A 15,356-nucleotide genomic window follows, 5' to 3' on the forward strand; every position below is an offset into this window, starting at 1 on the left:
CGCTACTCCCGCAGGCGCGGCAGCGGCAGCAGCGTCCCGCCGCCGCCCGGCGCGCCGCCCGGCTGTCCCGGCCTGTCGGTGTGCCGGAAGCAGGAGAAGGTCCGCTCCTCGTGCTTGCTCCGGACGAACTCCTTGAGCCGCGGGCTGGTGCGGTGGAGCGTCAGCAGATCCTGTTCGAAGACGTTGCCGATGACCTCGGGGCAGCCCAGTTCGCAGATCAGCACGTCGCCGTTGGAGTGCAGATGGAGCTGTGCCTTCCCCTCCACGCAGTTCGCGTAGACCACGCCCGGGTCGCGGAACAGCGGGCGCAGACGGTCCCAGTGCTCGCCGCCGGGGCGGAAGTAGGCGGACAGGCAGCTGAAGTACAGCGTGCAGTCCGGGTGCCGGGCCCCGGTGAGCCGGGCGATGGCGGCGCAGAGGCGGTCCCGGTCCAGGGTGTTCCCGTAGCCCTGGTGGACGCTGGGGATCTCCATCTGGATCTCGTGCCGGCGCACCCCGAGGTCCGCGGCGAACCGGTGCACACCGGGCAGGGCCGTCTCCGTCTCGTCGAAGAGGATGGTCTCCACGACCGTGTCGATGGACGGGGAGGCGACGGACCGCTCGATCGCGCGGACGATTCTCGGGAACATCTTCCCGGTGACGCGGTAGAAAGCCGCGTGCGCGTCCGCGTCCACATGGTTGAGGGAAATGTGCAGGACATCGAGGCCGGCGGATTCCAGCCGCTCGAACTTCTCCTCGGTGAGGAGCGTCCCGTTCGAATTGATCTGGGTGGAGATCCCTTTCGACGTGCAATACGCGACGATATCGGCACACAAGTCGAATTCCAGCAGCACTTCGCCGCCGGACAGTTTCACCCGCTCCAGGCCGGGCAGCGCGTCGATGACGCCGACCATCTCCTTCAGCGACAGAACCCGCCGCTCCAGCAGGTCGTACGCCCCGCAGTAGGCGCACCGGAAGTTACAGCGCGAGGTGACACCGATTTCGATGGACCGCAGATTTCCGGCGCCGACGTCCTGGGTCTCCAGGGATTTGAACATCAGATCATGCCCTCCGGTCCGGGGATTGCGGGGGGAGCCGTGCTGTAGATTACTCCGCTCCCTCCCCGCCGCAATAATTCTCCGCGGGCGGAGACGGCGGACGGAATCACTGACAGGTGGTGCGTAGTGAAACGTGACCGGCTTCTCGACGCGGTGCAACGGCACGGCACACCGCTTTATGTTTACGATCTCGCGGAGGTGCGTGCCAGAGCGGCCGAGCTGCGGGCGGCGCTCCCGGCCGGCGCCCGGCTGCTCTACTCGCTCAAGGCCAATCCGCTCCCGCCGGTGGTCCGCGCCGTGCGGACCGCCGGCTGCGGTGCCGAGATCTCCTCGCCCGGGGAACTCGACGCCGCGGTGGCGGCCGGGTTCGACCCGGCGGACCTCCTCTGCACCGGGCCGGGCAAGGCCGCCCGGGAGCTGGCCGCGGCGGTCGACCGCGGCGTCTCCTCCTTCTCCTGCGAATCGGCCGCCGAACTGGAGCGGCTCGCCCGGGCCGGGCGGGACCACCGGCCGCGGATCCTGCTCCGCCTGCAGCCGCCGGGCGGACCGGCGTCCGGGCTGTCGATGACGCAGGGGCGGCAGTTCGGCTTCGAGCCGGAGGAGGCGGTGCGGGTCTGCCGCACGGCCGGGGACGACTGGGCACCGGACGGCTTCCACGTCTATCTCGGGTCCCAACTGGACGGGACGGACGCCCTGCTGGCCGCGTTCACGCACGCCGCTGAGGTGATCGGGCGGGTCTGCGAGGCCACGGGCGTCGCGCCCTCCGCGATCGGCCTCGGCGGGGGCTTCCCCTGGCCGTACGCGGCCCGGGGCGCCGGCCGGGCGCTGACCGGACTCCGGGAGGGACTGGAACTCCTGCTCGCGGGGGAGCCGTTGTCCTCCGTCCCGGAGGTGTGGTTCGAGTCGGGGCGGCGGCTGACAGCCTCCTGCGGCCGGCTGCTGACCACGGTGCTGGACGTGAAGGAGCGGGCCGGCGGCGTGGTGGTGGTCGTGGACGCGGGGATCGACGCCCTCGGCGGGATGGCCGGGCTGGGCCGGGTGCTGCGTCCCGCGGCGGAGCCGGAGAACCTCTCGGCGGCCGGACGGAGCCGGGAGCCGGTGACCGCCGATGTGGTGGGGCCGCTGTGCACCCCGCTCGACCGGCTCGCGGTGCGCACGGCGATCGCCCGGCCGGAGCCCGGGGAGGTGCTGTGCGTCCCCAACGTCGGCGCGTACGGCCTGACCGCCAGTCTGACCTCGTTCCTCAGCCGCCCCTCGCCTCCGGAACTCGTGGTGGACGGGGACGAGTTCACCGGGCTCTGGCAGCTCACCACCCGCACGGCGCCGGCCGTCCTCCCCGGCACCGGCCCGTGCGGCGGGCCGGGCGCCGCCTGAGCGGGGGAAGGGGGGTGTCCGGCCGCTGACGCGAGGACGGCCGGGCACGCCGGGCCTGGGCGCCGCCACGCCCGGGCACGCCACGCCCGGACACGCGGAAACGCGCTGTACGGTCCGGCCGTACAGCGCGTGTGAGAACGGTGGGGTGTGCGGGTCCCGCCGGAGGGGCGGGGCGGGGGCGGGTCAGAAGTCGAAGACGGCTCCGGTCTCCGCCCGCATCACGCACTCGTTGCCGAAGGTGCGCTCCTCGTCGACGCGCTGGCCCTGCCAGACGCCGCGCATGGTGACGACGACCGGGTCGTACTGGTACGTGCACAGCTCGGGCTCGGCCGGCGGGACGATCGCGTCCACGTCGCCCCCGGCGTCCCCGAGCAGGACGCAGGCCTCCTGCGGGGAGGGGTGCGTGCCCGTGGCCTTCGGCTCACAGCTGAGGGTCACCGCGCGTTCAGGGGCGACGGAGGACGCATCCTCTCCGTGCGCGATGGTGAGGACGAGGGCCGAGGGAGCGTAGAGCGAGGACTCCCCGGCGTGTGCCGTACCGCCCAGCGGACCGAGGGACGCGGCCGCCAGCACGAGGGTTCCGGTTAAGGCGGTTTTCGCGCGGTTCCTCATGATGTGTTTCCTTCCGCTTGTTGTGCTGTGTTGCGCCGGTTTTGACGCTTCCGAAGTCTGCCGAGAACCCGCACCGAATGCACATCAACCCGGTGCTTTCCGGTACATGTGCGTGAGGAGCCGCTGGCCGGAAGTGGCGGCGGGGGCGCGTGGCGCGCCGGAGATGACAGCGCTGTCCGCGCCGGACCTGGGAAGACCGGCAGCCGGATCACGCCACTCGGCAACGGCGGAAATGTACCGCTGAGCGGTTACCGGACTCCGCTGGTGGTACACGAAGAGGTGGAGAACGCCGCACGGACGCGGACGGGACAGCGTGGCCCGGACCCCGGCGGCCCGCCCGCCCCCGCGGCCCGGCGCCGCTCAGGCCGAGTCGCGCCGGACGAGCTCCGTGGGGAGGATCACCGCCGACGGCTCCTCCCCGGCGATCCGGCCCAGCAGCACCCGGACCATCTCGGTGCTGATCCGGTCCCAGGGCTGGCGGATCGTGGTCAGCGGCGGCCGCGTTCCGAGCGCGGCGGGCGAGTCGTCGAATCCGCCCACCGCGACATCCTCGGGCACCCGGCGGCCGGCCCGCTCCAGCGCGGTCAGCGCCCCCTGCGCCATCAGGTCCGAGGCGACGAACACGGCGTCCACGTCCGGGGCCCGCTCCAGCAGTTCCGCCATGGCCCGTTCGCCGCCGGCCCGGCTGTAGTCGCCCACGGCGACGAGCCGTTCGTCGGCCGGCAGCCCGGCCTCGGCCAGGGTCTCCCGGTACCCCGCCAGCCGCTCCACGCCACCGGGGGTGTCCGGTGGCCCGGTGACGGTGGCGATCCTGCGCCGGCCGCTCGCGGCGAGATGCCGCACCATCTCCCGTGCCCCGTCCCGGTCGTCGGCGGCCACATACGCGATCCGCGCGCCCTGCCCCAGCGGCTTGCCGCACGCCACCACCGGGATCCGCGCCCCGACCAGGCGTTCGGCCATCGGGTTGCCGGAGTGGCTGGAGACCAGCAGCACCCCGTCCACGTGCCCGGCGGTGATGTAGCGGCTGATCCGGCGCCGCTCCGCCTCCGTCCCCGCGATCATCAGCAGCAGCGGGATGTCGTGCGTGGCCAGCGCCTGGGTGCAGCCGCGCAGCAGCACGTTGAAGTTGGGGTCCTCGAAGAACCGCTCCTGGGGTTCGGTCAGCAGGAACGCCACCGAGTCGGACCGTCCGGTGATCAGGCTGCGGGCGTGCCGGTTGACCACGTAACCCGTCTTGCGGATGGCGGCGTTGACGGCGTCGGCCGAGGCGGGGCTGACGTTGTGCCCGCCGTTGAGCACCCGCGACACCGTGCCGCGCGAGACGCCCGCCTCGCGGGCGACGTCGTGGATGGTCGGTGGGCGGCGCCGCCCCGTGGTGCTCATCCTGCTGTGTCCTCTGGCCTGTCTCGGTGGTCGCGGGTGGTCCTGCGCGCATGACTCTACGGTGGTCAGGACTTCACCGCTCCGGACAGCAGGTCCAGGCTCCAGAAGCGCTGGATCACCAGGAACAGCGCGATCAGCGGGATCACGGAGAGCAGCGCGCCGGTGATCACCAGGGTGTAGAGCGCGGGCGCGGAGGCGCCCTGCTGGAGCAGTGTGAACAGCCCCACCGTGACCGGGAACTTCTCGTCGTCACCGAGCATGATGTACGGCAGCATGAAGTTGTTCCAGATGGCCACGGACTGGAACAGGAAGACGGTCACCAGCCCCGGCAGCATCATCGGCAGCGCGACGGACCGGAAGAGCCGCCACTCCCCGGCGCCGTCGATGCGGCCCGCCTCCACGACGTCGGCGGGCACCGCGGCGGCGGCGTAGATCCGGGCGAGGTAGATGCCGTAGGGGGAGAGGATGCTCGGCAGCAGCACGGACGCGTAGCTGTCGGCCAGTCCTGCCTCCGCCAGCAGCAGGTACTGCGGTATCGCGAGGATGACGGGCGGCATCAGCACCCCGGCGAGCAGCACGTTGAAGATCACCTCGCGGCCCCGGAACCGGTGCAGCGCCAGCGCGTAGCCGCTGAGCGCGGAGACGGCCGTGGACAGCAGGGCCCCGGCGCCCGCGTAGAGGGCGGAGTTGGCCATCCACCGCCAGTAGACGCCGTCGCGGTAGGCCGACAGCTCGGCCACGTTCTCCGCGAAGCCCGAGCCGGGCAGGAAGGTGAAGGTGGCGAAGAGTTCGCTGCCCGACTTGGTGGCGGCCACCACGACCCAGGCGACCGGCAGCAGGCAGTAGGCGGCCCCCAGGAGCAGTACCGCGACGGGGATCCGGCCGGCGCGGCGGCCGCGCGGGCCGGCCGTGGCGTTGCGGACGGCGGGATCGGCGGCGGTGGTGGCGCTCATGCTGACGTGTCCTGTCGGGTACGGGAGTTGGCGGCCCTGAGGAAGCCGAAGGACAGCAGCAGGGTGACCGCGGCGATGATCACGGCGGTGGCGGCGGCCGTGTGGAGGTCGCCCCGGGCGAAGGCGTCCTGGTGGACCTTCATCAGCGGGCTCCAGTCGCCGGGCACGGCGTTGGTCAGCGGCCTCAGGGTGGTCGGCTCGCTGAACACCTGCAGGGTGGCGATCAGCGAGAAGAAGAAGGTGAGGATCAGCGAGGGCGCCACCATGGGGATCTTCAGACGGAGGGCGATCTGCCACTGCGAGCAGCCGTCGAGCCGCGCGGCCTCGTAGACCTCCGCGGGGATCGCGCGCAGCGCCGTATAGATCACGATCATGTTGAAGCCGGTGCCGCCCCAGACGGCGATGTTGGCCAGCGCGACGTAGAGCGTGCCGCCGCTGAAGAGATCCGGCCCGGGCAGGCCCGCCCGCTCCAGCGCGTAGTGGAACGGGCTGACCGACGGCAGGTACAGGAAGCCCCACAGCAGCGCCGAGACGACCCCGGGCACCGCGTACGGCAGGAAGATGGCGAGCCGGGCGAAGCCGCGGAGCGCGGTGTCGCGGCGGCCGCGCCGGTCGGCGTCCAGCATCAGGGCGAAGAGGAGGGCGAGGCCGAGCATGGCGGGGATGACGATGAGGCCGTAGCCGAGCACCCGCAGCGCGCCGTTCAGCAGTCCGGGGTCGGTGAGCGCCGCGGTGTAGTTGGCGAACCCGGCCCACACCTCCTGTCGGGCGCCCGATCCCAGGCCCAGCCCCTTGACCTCGGTCCGGCGGAAGCTGAGGTGGACGGCGTAGCCGATGGGCAGCGCGAGGAAGAGGACGAACAGCGTGGCACCGGGAAGCAGGAAGAGGTACGGGGCCCGGCGCGGCCCGGAGGCCGCGCCGGCGGAGGACCGGGTCACCCGGCCACTCCGAAGCCCTGCTTCTTCAGATCCGCGACGGTGGCGCGTTCCATGGCGGCGAGCGCGGCCCCGAAGTCCGACTTCGCCTTGGCGGCCTTGCCGAAGTGGTCGCGGAAGGCGCTGTAGGCGACGTTGACGTTCGGGCCCCAGGCGCCGGGCGCCGTCGTCTTGGCGATCTTCGCGGCCTCGGTGTAGAAGTCGGGCTGGTTGCCGAAGAAGGCAGGCGCCTCCGACAGCGCGCCCCCGGTCTGCGCGGCGGTGGCGGCCGGGTAGATCCCGCCCTCCTTCACCATGGCGGCGAGGGCCTCGGGATCGGTGTTGAGCCAGGCGGCGAACTCGGCGGCGGCCTTCTTGTGCTCGCTGTCCCGGGTGACGGCGGTGGTCGAGCCGCCCCAGCTGCCGGTCCGGTTCTCGTCCGGCGACCACTGGGGGAGCGGGGCCATGGCCCACTTGCCCCGGGTGTCGGGCGCCGCGGAGGTGAGGACGCCCGGCGCCCAGACGGCGCTGACCCAGGCGATCTGGGAGCCGGTGTTGAGGGCCTTGTTCCAGGCCGGGGTGTACATCGGCTGGTTGCCGATGGCGCCCTCCTCGACGAGACCACCCCAGAAGCCGGCGACCTTGCGGCTGGCGGGGTCGTCGATGCCGACCTTCCACCGCTCGCCGTCGGGGCTCCACCAGCGCGCGCCGGCCTGCTGGGCGAGTCCGGCGAAGAGCCCGGGGTCGTTGGCGGAGAAGGTGGTGAGGGCCTTCTCCGGGTCCTTCTTCTTGAGGGCGCGGGCGGTGTCCGCGAACTCGGCCCAGGTCCGCGGGACGTCGAGGCCGTACTTCTCGAAGAGGTCCTCGCGGTAGTAGAACATCATCGGCCCGGAGTCCTGCGGGACGGCGTACACCGCGTCCGAGCCGAGGGTCACCTGCTGCCAGACGCCCGGCGCGAACTCCTTCTCGGCCCTTTTCACCGGCTCCTCGCCGGACAGGTCGGTGAGGACGTCGCTGCTGACCAGGGTGGGCAGGGCCTGGTACTCGGCCTGCACGAGGTCCGGGGCCTCATGGGCCCTGGCGGCGGTGAGGATCTTGGTCACCAGGTCGTCGCCGGACGCCTGCTTCTTCACCGTGACCGTGATGTCCGGGTGCTCCTTGTTCCAGAGCGCGACGACCTTGTCCATGCCGGGGGCCCAGGCCCAGTACGTCAGCTTGGCCGGCCCCGAACCGCCGGAGCCGTCCGCGCCGGAGCCGTCCGAGCCTCCGCCGCCGCAGCCGGTGAGGGTCGCGGCGGTCAGGGCTGCCGCTATGGAGAGGGCTGCCGCCGGCCGGCGGCGCGTGGTGGATGGCATGGAGATCTCCCCTGGCAAGGGCCTCCGCCGCTGGGCGGACGACGAGCGGGACTGTGAGCGTTCACAGTAGAGAAACATTTCCAACCGTTGTCAATGGTTGTTGCTGTGCGGTTATGTTGGGTGTGTGCCGCCGAGAGGCGCTGTGCACGTTCACAGATTTGTGCCATGCCCGCCAGCCCCCAGCAGGAGCCCGCCATGCCCCACACGCCTCCCCAGGGCCTCACCCGACTCGCGTTCGGCGGGGACTACAACCCCGAGCAGTGGCCCGAGGAGGTGTGGCAGGAGGACGTCCGGCTGATGCGGGAGGCCGGCGTGACGATGGTGAGCGCCGGGATCTTCTCCTGGGCGCTGCTCGAACCCGAGCCCGGCCGCCACGACTTCGGCTGGCTCGACCGGCTGCTGGACCTGCTGCACGCACACGGCATCCGCGTGGACCTCGGCACCCCGACCGTCGCCCCGCCCGCCTGGTTCCACCGCGCCCACCCCGAGGCCCTGCCCGTCACCCGGGACGGCGTGCGCCTCTCCTTCGGCTCCCGCGGCGCCATCTGCCCCAGCTCCGCCGCCTACCGCGCCGCCGCCGCCTCCATCACCGAACAGCTCGCCCGCCGCTACGGCCGCCACCCGGCCCTCGCCCTCTGGCACGTCCACAACGAGTACGGCGTCCCGGTCTCCGCCTGCTACTGCGACTCCTGCGCCGAGCACTTCCGGCACTGGCTCCGCGCCCGGTACGGCACGATCGACGCCCTCAACGAGGCCTGGGGCACCGCCTTCTGGGGCCAGCGCTACGGCGGCTTCGACCAGATCGACCCGCCCCGCGCCACCCCCACCGTCTGCAACCCGGCCCAGCGGCTCGACTACGCCCGCTTCGCCGACGCCACCCTCCGGGAGAACTTCACCGCCGAACGCGACATCCTGCACCGGCTTTCCCCGGGCATCCCCGTCACCACCAACTTCATGACCGCGCTCAGCCAGTGCTCGTCCATCGACTACTGGGCCTGGGGGCGGGAGGTCGACCTCGTCACCAACGACCACTACCTCATCACCGACGGCCGGCGGACCCACGTCAACCTCGCCATGGCCGCCGACCTCACCCGTTCCGTCGCGGGCGGTTCCCCCTGGCTGCTGCTGGAACACTCCACCAGCGGCGTCAGCTGGCAGCCCCGCAACCCGGCCAAGGCCCCGGGAGAGATGGCCCGCAACAGCCTCGCCCACGTCGCGCGCGGCTCCGACGGCGCCATGTTCTTCCAGTGGCGCCAGTCCCGGCGCGGCGCCGAGAAGTTCCACTCCGCCATGCTGCCGCAGGCCGGCACCGACTCCCGGGTCTGGCGGGAGGTCGTCCGGCTCGGCGCGGACCTGGAGTCGATCGCCGGGGTCGCGGGCGGCAGGACGGCCGCCGACGCCGCCGTGGTGTGGGACTGGCAGTCCTGGTGGGCCCAGTCCCTGGAGTGGCGGCCCAGCGAGGACCACGACGCCCGCGAACGCGCCGACACCTTCTACGAGGCCCTCTACGACCGCCACCTCACCGTGGACTTCGCCCACCCGGAGTCCGACCTCTCCGCGTACCCGCTGGCCGTCGTCCCCGCCCTGTACCTCACCGAGGCCGCCGCGGGCCGCAATCTCCGCCGCTACGTGGAGGGCGGCGGCACCCTCCTCGTCTCCTACTTCTCCGGCATCGTCGACGAGCACGACGCCGTCCACCCCGGCCCGTACCCCGGAGCCCTGCGGGACGTGCTCGGGCTGACCGTCGAGGAGTTCTCCCCCCTGGGGGAGGGCGAGCGGGTCCGGCTCCGCCGCACCGGCGGGCAGGACGGGGGCGGCGCGGGCGTCCGGAACGGCAGCGGCAGCGCCAGCGGTGCAGAACACCCGGACCCTCTCACCGCGGACGTGTGGACGGAGTTCGTGGTGCCGCGCGGCGCCGGAACCGTCTGGACCTACGCCGACGGCCCCGCCGCCGGGCGGCCCGCCGTCACCCGCCACCGGCTGGGCCGGGGCACCGCCTGGTACGTCTCCACCCGGCTCGGCGCCGCCGGTCTCGGGATGCTGCTCCGGGAGGTCTGCGCGGACGCCGGTGTGCCCGCCCGGGACGAACTGCCGCGCGACGTCGAGGTGGTACGGCGCTCCGGCAGCACCGGCGAGCACCTGTTCGTCATCAACCACACCGGGACCGAGGCCAAGGTGCCCCTGCCCGGCCGGGCGGCCGGCACCGAACTCCTGTCCGGCGAACCCGTCTCCGGACGGATCGCGGTGGCCGGGGGAGGAGTCGCCGTGGTCCGGCTGCGGGAGTGAACGGGCCTCCCTCCCGGCCCGCCCTCCGCCGCCGCTTCCGGCTGCCCCCCCCCGGGCCCCGTACCCCCGCGACGCCGCGGCTCCGGGTCGCGGAGCAGCACCCCACCGCGCCACCGCTCCACGTTCCGCCTCAATCCACCATGGTCGAAGGGATGTCGACGATGTTCCACTCACGAGGCACCACCCCGCGCGCCCCCGGCTCCGCCCGCACCGGCCGCACCCGCAGAGCCGCCCTGTCCGCGCTCGGCTCGCTGCTGCTGGCCGCCGCCCTGCCCGCCGTCGCCCCCGCCGCGCACGGCGCGCCCGCCGCGCACGGGCCGGGCCCGGCCGCCGCGCAGCTGGAGGTCCGGGGCGGTGACTTGTCGAGCCTGCCCAAGAACGAGGCGTTCGGCGCCCGTTACCGCGGCGGGGACGGCACCGCCGGCGACGCCCTCGCCATCCTCCGCTCGGCCGGGATGAACCTCGTCCGGCTGAAGGTGTGGGTGAACCCGGCCGACGGCTACAACGACCAGGACAACGTCCTGGCCATGGCCCGGCGCGCCAAGGCGCAGGGCATGAAGCTGCTGGTCGACTTCCACTACTCCGACGCCTGGGCCGACCCCGGGAAGCAGAACAAGCCCGCCGCCTGGTCCTCCCACGGCTACGAGCAACTGAAGCGGGACGTCCGCGACCACACCCGCGAGGTCCTGAGCGCCCTCAAGTCCCAGGGCACCACGGCCGACATGGTGCAGATCGGCAACGAGATCAACGGCGGCATGCTCTGGCCGGAGGGCTCCACCGGCAACTGGCCCCAGCTCGCCGGGCTGCTGAAAGCCGGAGCGGACGCCGCCAGGTCGGTGGACTCCCGCACCCGGATCGTGCTGCACCTCGCGGAGGGCGGCGATCTGGAGGGCACCCGCTGGTGGTTCGACCAGGCGGTCGCCCACGGCGTCCCGTTCGACGTGATCGGCCTGTCCTACTACGGCTACTGGCACGGCACCCTGGCCGACCTGCGGGCCAACCTGAACGCCTCCGCCGGCCGCTACGGGAGGCCCGTGCTCGTCGCCGAGACCGCGTACGCCCACACGCTCCGCAACGACGACGGGCTGGAGAACATCATCGCCCGCGGCGACCAGCTCGTCCCCGGGTATCCCGCCACCCCCGAGGGGCAGGCGGCCCAGCTCCGCGACGTGATGGCCGCCGTCGCGGACGTGCCCGGCGGGCGCGGTCTGGGGGTCGTCTACTGGGAGCCGGCCTGGACGGCCGTGCCGGGCAGCGGCTGGGACCCGGCGGACCCGGGCTCCGGCAACGCCTGGGAGAACCAGGCCCTCTTCGGCTACGACGACCGCGCGCTGCCCGCCGCCCGGACGCTCGGCGGGACGGGCTGACCCGCCCGGGGCCCGGCTCCGTGTCGGCCGCGGCCCCGGTTCCGTGCCGCCGCGGCGGGCCCGTCACCGGGACGGGTCCGCCGCGCCGATCCGGTCCCTCCCCGCTCCTGCGGAGCCGGGAGGGACGGAGGTCCCGCTACCGGAACAGCCGGGCCGGGACGGCGTCCGCCATCGCCCGGTAGCCCGCCGGGTTGAGGTGCAGATGGTCGCCGGTGTCGTACTTCTCCAGCAGCCGCTCCGGCTGCCGCGGGTCGCGGGTCGCCGCATCGAAGTCGATCACGCTGTCGAACCGGCCGCTGTCGCGGATCCACGCGTTGACGGCCTGCCGGGACGCCTCCCGGTGCCCGGCCGGGTCGTCGTACATCTCGTTGCCGCCGAAGGGCGGCATCGTCGCGCCGTACACCCGGATGTCCTGTGCGTGGGCGCGGGTGACGATCTGGTCGTACGCCGCGATGAGCCGGTCCACCACCGCGCGCTGGGCGGCCGGGGCGGCCTCCGCCGTGCCGATGTCGTTGACGCCCTCCAGGACGATCAGCCACGCGACGCCGCTCTGCGCCAGCACATCGCGGTCCATCCGGGCCAGGGCGTTCGGCCCGAGGCCGTCCTGCAGCACGCGGTTGCCGCCGGCGGCCTGGTTCAGGACGGCGACATCGGACGTGCCCTTCCCGGCGCGCAGCCGTTCGGCCAGCAGGTCCGGCCAGCGGTCGTTGCCGTTGGTCGTGGAGCCGCGGCCGTCGGTCAGCGAGTCACCGAGGACGGCCACGGCCGCCGCGGTGCCGCCGGCCGTCACCTCCAGGCCGCTGAGGAAGTACCAGTGGTCGGTGCGGGTCGCCCCGGGCAGGTCGGCGGCCCCGGTGTGGTCACCGGCGAGCAGATGGGAGGTCGTCCGCGAACCGGGGTGCGAGGTGATGTCGTTGGACGCCTGACCCTCCTTCAGGTACATCGTGACCGTCAGTTCGGAGCCGGGCGCCACCGCGAAGTCGAGGGGGTCCGACACCATCTGGGCGCCGACCGGGATGCTCACCGAGGGCTTTCCGTGGAAGGTGACGGGCCGGGAGCTGCCCGGGCGGATCGCCGGGGCCCCCGCCTCGCCGTCCCGCGGGAGCGCCACCTCGACCGAGGTGATGGGCAGGACCGTGCCGCCGAAGGCGTTGGAGAACCGCAGCCGCAGCCGCTCGCCGCCGATGGTGGTGTGGACGGTCTGCCGCAGGGTGCTGTCGGCGAGGACGAGCCCGTCCCGCGTGAACGGCGCGGGCGGCATGTTGTGCGGCTCGGTCAGCTGGGGCATGGCGGTCCAGGAGTTGACCCAGCGGGGGGTCACGGTCCGCGGCTTCTTCCGCTTCGCGGGCCGGTGGCTCGGCGTCTCCTGCGACACCTGCGCGGCGGCCGCGGCGGAACCTCCGCCGCCCGCCGCCTGCCTCACCCCGGACACGTCGGGGGAGACCACGGCGGCGGTCGCCGCGAGCGCTCCCGCGACGATCAGGTTGAGGACGGACGACCATCTCTTCATGGGGGGTGCCTTCCGGTGCTGATGTGCGTGGGCGGGTGGCCCGCCGCCGGACGGGGCCGGGGAGGACCGTGGGCGGAGCGCCGGCCGGAGCCGCCGGCGGCACGGTCCGGGGCGCGTCCTCGCTGAGGGAGCGGACGCACGGGGGGCGTGGGCCCTCCGGGCCGTGACCGGTGCGTGCCGGCGGGGCATCGCGGTGGCGCGTGGTGCTGTGCGGCGCTGTGTGGTGCGGGCGGTGCTGTGTGGTGCGGTCGGCGCTGTGTGGTGATGTGGGCGGTTTCCCGCGCAACTGCGCCATGGTGCACGGGAGTTGGGTGCGCTCCCAGTGTCCCCGGAAGGGGGGATCATGCCTATGGGGCGTCCCCGGTCCGTAGGCTCCTCGCATGCCGACCCACGAACGAGAGATCACCCGGCCCGTCGACCTCTGCACCCCCGGCGGGCGCCGGCTCGACCGGGCCGCGGTCGGCTGGTCGCGGGCCCCGCTCCACCGGTGCGAGCTCCGCGGCTGGGGGCGCACCAAACGGTGGGAGTACTGGTGCGTCACCACCCCCACCCACCTGGTCGCCGTCACCGTCGCCGACCTCGACTACCTCGGCCTCGGATCCGTCTACTTCCTGGAGTACGGCAGGGGGAACGGCCGGGACGGCGGCCGGGCGGGCACCGGTGGTCTCGGAGCCGTACGGCGCGAGCTCTCGCGGACCGCCCTGCGGCCCCTCGCCCGCGGCATCCGCCTGCCGCACAGCCTGGACGCGGGAAACGCGGGAAACGGGGGAAACGCGGGTAACGGGGGGACGGACGGGGGCGACCGGGGCGGGGAGGTGTCCGCGGCCGGCTCCGTGCGCATCGGGATACGCCAGGAGCGGGACGGCACCCGGCTGCGCTTCCGCTGCCGCACCGCGGAGGGGCCGCTCGACGGGGACCTGTTCGTGGCCATGCCGCCCGGCCACGAGACGCTGGGCGTCGTCATCCCCTGGAGCGACCGCCGCTTCCAGTACACCTCCAAGCACACCGCGAGACCGGCCGAGGGCACGGTGCGGATCGGCGGCACCGCGTACGACTTCCACGGCGGCTGGGGCGTGCTCGACCACGGCCGCGGCCGCTGGCCGTACGACACCCGGTGGAACTGGGGCGCGGCCTCGGGCACCACCGACGGCCGGGTGGTCGGCCTGCAGTTCGGCGGGACGTGGACGGCCGGCACGGGCATGACGGAGAACGCCCTCTGCGTCGACGGCAGACTCACCAAGATCGGCGAGGAACTGGAGTGGCGCTACGACGACTTCGGGGAGCCGTGGACCATCCGCACCCCCGGTTCGGACGCGGTCGACCTCGGCTTCACCCCGTTCCACGTGCGGGAGGACCGGATCAACACCGGCGTGATCCTCAACGACACCCACCAGTCCTTCGGCCACTACACGGGCACCGTCCGGGCCGACGGCGGGACGCGGATCCGGGTCGAAGGGCTCCTCGGCTGGGCGGAACGGGTCCGCATGCGGTGGTGAACGGCGGCGTCCGGACGCGGGCCTCCGGGGAGGTGCGAGGACACGCGAGCGCGCCGGGCGGGCCGGGCGCGGCGGCCCGGGCGGGCGGGGGCGGGCGGGGGCGGACTCCGGCGGCGGACACCCCGGCGCGGCGCCGGCTTGCCGGCCCCGCGGCCGCGCGGCCCCGCGCGTCGGAGCGCCTACCGGCGGACGGTACGCGCCGCGGCCGCCACGACCTCTTCGAGCCGCCGGTGGTGCGCACCCGGCCAGTAGACCCGGCCGCAGTCGCGGCACCGGGTGAACGACTCCTGGGTGCGCCGGGTGCCCGGCCCGAGCAGGTGCGCGATCTCCGCCTTGGCGACGGGAGCGAGCGTGCCGTTGCACGCGGTGCAGCGGGTCCAGGGGGCCAGGGGCGGGGCGAACCGGTCGAGCACATCGGTGAGCTGTTCGTCCGGACGCGAGCCGCGGACGAAGGCCCCCCGCCACAGGGCCCGGCGGCGGAGCAGGCCGCGGTCCCGGGTGAGCAGCACCCGCCGCTGCGCGTTCGCGAGGTCCACCAGCGCGGGGTCGTCGAGATCGTTGCGGTAGGCGGTGTCCGCGCCGACGAGCCGGAGCCGCCGGGCGAGCGCGCCGAGGTGGACGTCCAGGAGGAAGCGGGGCGGGGAGCCGTCCGGCAGCCTTTCGGGGCGCCGCACCGCGTGCACCTCCACCACGTCGCCCGGGCGCGGCCGGTAGGAAGCCTCCACCGGACGGCCCCCGGCGGCCAGTCCGCCGACCTCGGGCAGCGGGACCCCGAGGGACTCCACCACATGCCCCAGTGAGGACGTGCCGTCGTGCGCGACCCGCACCTCCGGTCCTCTGCGGCGCGAGGTCATCAGCGTCCGCAGACCGGCGTCGAAGCGTACGCGCACCTCCGATTCGCTCATGGCGGCAAGCCTGCCACGGGCGGGCGTGCCGGTGCGGGCTCCCGGAGGGAGGGGGAGGGCCGGGGCGAGGACACGGGGGAGGGGGGAGGCGCCGGCCGTGCGGGGTACCGGCCGCCCGGCTCCGCCGTGCCTGCCGGGAGACTTCCCGGCCTCCGCCTCGGCCC

Annotated in this window: 12 protein-coding genes; 4 read left to right on the plus strand and 8 right to left on the minus strand. The window is 73.7% G+C overall.

Going from position 1 to position 15,356, the window contains the following annotated elements:
• Positions 1 to 2 precede the first annotated feature (2 nt).
• A complete protein-coding gene (locus KBZ10_RS09425) occupies positions 3 to 1,037 on the minus strand; it encodes a radical SAM protein (protein ID WP_210987054.1) in 1,035 nt (344 codons plus the stop codon).
• 153 nt (positions 1,038 to 1,190) lie between these two features.
• On the opposite strand from KBZ10_RS09425, the gene KBZ10_RS09430 reads away from it, so the two are divergent.
• Complete coding sequence (locus tag KBZ10_RS09430) at positions 1,191 to 2,411, plus strand: type III PLP-dependent enzyme (RefSeq protein WP_307847316.1); 1,221 nt, start codon at positions 1,191 to 1,193, stop codon at positions 2,409 to 2,411.
• 183 nt (positions 2,412 to 2,594) lie between these two features.
• Here the strand turns inward: KBZ10_RS09430 and KBZ10_RS09435 are convergent, their stop codons facing one another.
• The 5 genes from KBZ10_RS09435 to KBZ10_RS09455 form a co-directional block, all read right to left on the minus strand.
• Positions 2,595 to 3,023, minus strand: coding sequence for a subtilase-type protease inhibitor (locus KBZ10_RS09435; RefSeq protein ID WP_210987056.1), 429 nt, complete (start codon positions 3,021 to 3,023; stop codon positions 2,595 to 2,597).
• A 360-nt stretch (positions 3,024 to 3,383) separates the two neighbouring features.
• Positions 3,384 to 4,406 carry a LacI family DNA-binding transcriptional regulator gene (locus tag KBZ10_RS09440; RefSeq protein WP_210987057.1) on the minus strand — a complete coding sequence of 341 codons (1,023 nt, stop codon included), beginning with the start codon at positions 4,404 to 4,406 and terminating at the stop codon, positions 3,384 to 3,386.
• A gap of 65 nt (positions 4,407 to 4,471) precedes the next feature.
• Complete coding sequence (locus tag KBZ10_RS09445) at positions 4,472 to 5,359, minus strand: carbohydrate ABC transporter permease (protein ID WP_210987058.1); 888 nt, start codon at positions 5,357 to 5,359, stop codon at positions 4,472 to 4,474.
• Positions 5,356 to 6,297 carry a carbohydrate ABC transporter permease gene (locus KBZ10_RS09450; RefSeq protein WP_210987059.1) on the minus strand — a complete coding sequence of 314 codons (942 nt, stop codon included), beginning with the start codon at positions 6,295 to 6,297 and terminating at the stop codon, positions 5,356 to 5,358. Before KBZ10_RS09450 ends, KBZ10_RS09445 begins: the two co-directional genes overlap by 4 nt.
• Positions 6,294 to 7,628 carry an extracellular solute-binding protein gene (locus KBZ10_RS09455; protein ID WP_210987060.1) on the minus strand — a complete coding sequence of 445 codons (1,335 nt, stop codon included), beginning with the start codon at positions 7,626 to 7,628 and terminating at the stop codon, positions 6,294 to 6,296. Before KBZ10_RS09455 ends, KBZ10_RS09450 begins: the two co-directional genes overlap by 4 nt.
• A 195-nt stretch (positions 7,629 to 7,823) precedes the next feature.
• Here KBZ10_RS09455 and KBZ10_RS09460 point away from each other — a divergent pair, with 195 nt between their 5' ends.
• Entirely contained in the window at positions 7,824 to 9,914 is a 2,091-nt protein-coding gene (locus KBZ10_RS09460; protein WP_210987139.1) for a beta-galactosidase, read from the plus strand.
• 152 nt (positions 9,915 to 10,066) lie between these two features.
• Positions 10,067 to 11,281, plus strand: coding sequence for an arabinogalactan endo-1,4-beta-galactosidase (locus tag KBZ10_RS09465; RefSeq protein WP_247702068.1), 1,215 nt, complete (start codon positions 10,067 to 10,069; stop codon positions 11,279 to 11,281).
• A 136-nt stretch (positions 11,282 to 11,417) separates the two neighbouring features.
• Here the strand turns inward: KBZ10_RS09465 and KBZ10_RS09470 are convergent, their stop codons facing one another.
• Complete coding sequence (locus tag KBZ10_RS09470) at positions 11,418 to 12,791, minus strand: SGNH/GDSL hydrolase family protein (protein ID WP_210987062.1); 1,374 nt, start codon at positions 12,789 to 12,791, stop codon at positions 11,418 to 11,420.
• A gap of 380 nt (positions 12,792 to 13,171) precedes the next feature.
• On the opposite strand from KBZ10_RS09470, the gene KBZ10_RS09475 reads away from it, so the two are divergent.
• Positions 13,172 to 14,287, plus strand: coding sequence for a DUF2804 domain-containing protein (locus tag KBZ10_RS09475; protein WP_210987063.1), 1,116 nt, complete (start codon positions 13,172 to 13,174; stop codon positions 14,285 to 14,287).
• Between the two features lie 179 nt (positions 14,288 to 14,466).
• On the opposite strand, the gene KBZ10_RS09480 is transcribed toward KBZ10_RS09475, so the two are convergent.
• A complete protein-coding gene (locus tag KBZ10_RS09480) occupies positions 14,467 to 15,192 on the minus strand; it encodes a Mut7-C RNAse domain-containing protein (protein ID WP_210987064.1) in 726 nt (241 codons plus the stop codon).
• Between the last annotated feature and the right edge of the window lie 164 nt (positions 15,193 to 15,356).

The organism is Streptomyces sp. F63 (genome assembly GCF_018070345.1).
Taxonomy (GTDB): domain Bacteria; phylum Actinomycetota; class Actinomycetes; order Streptomycetales; family Streptomycetaceae; genus Streptomyces.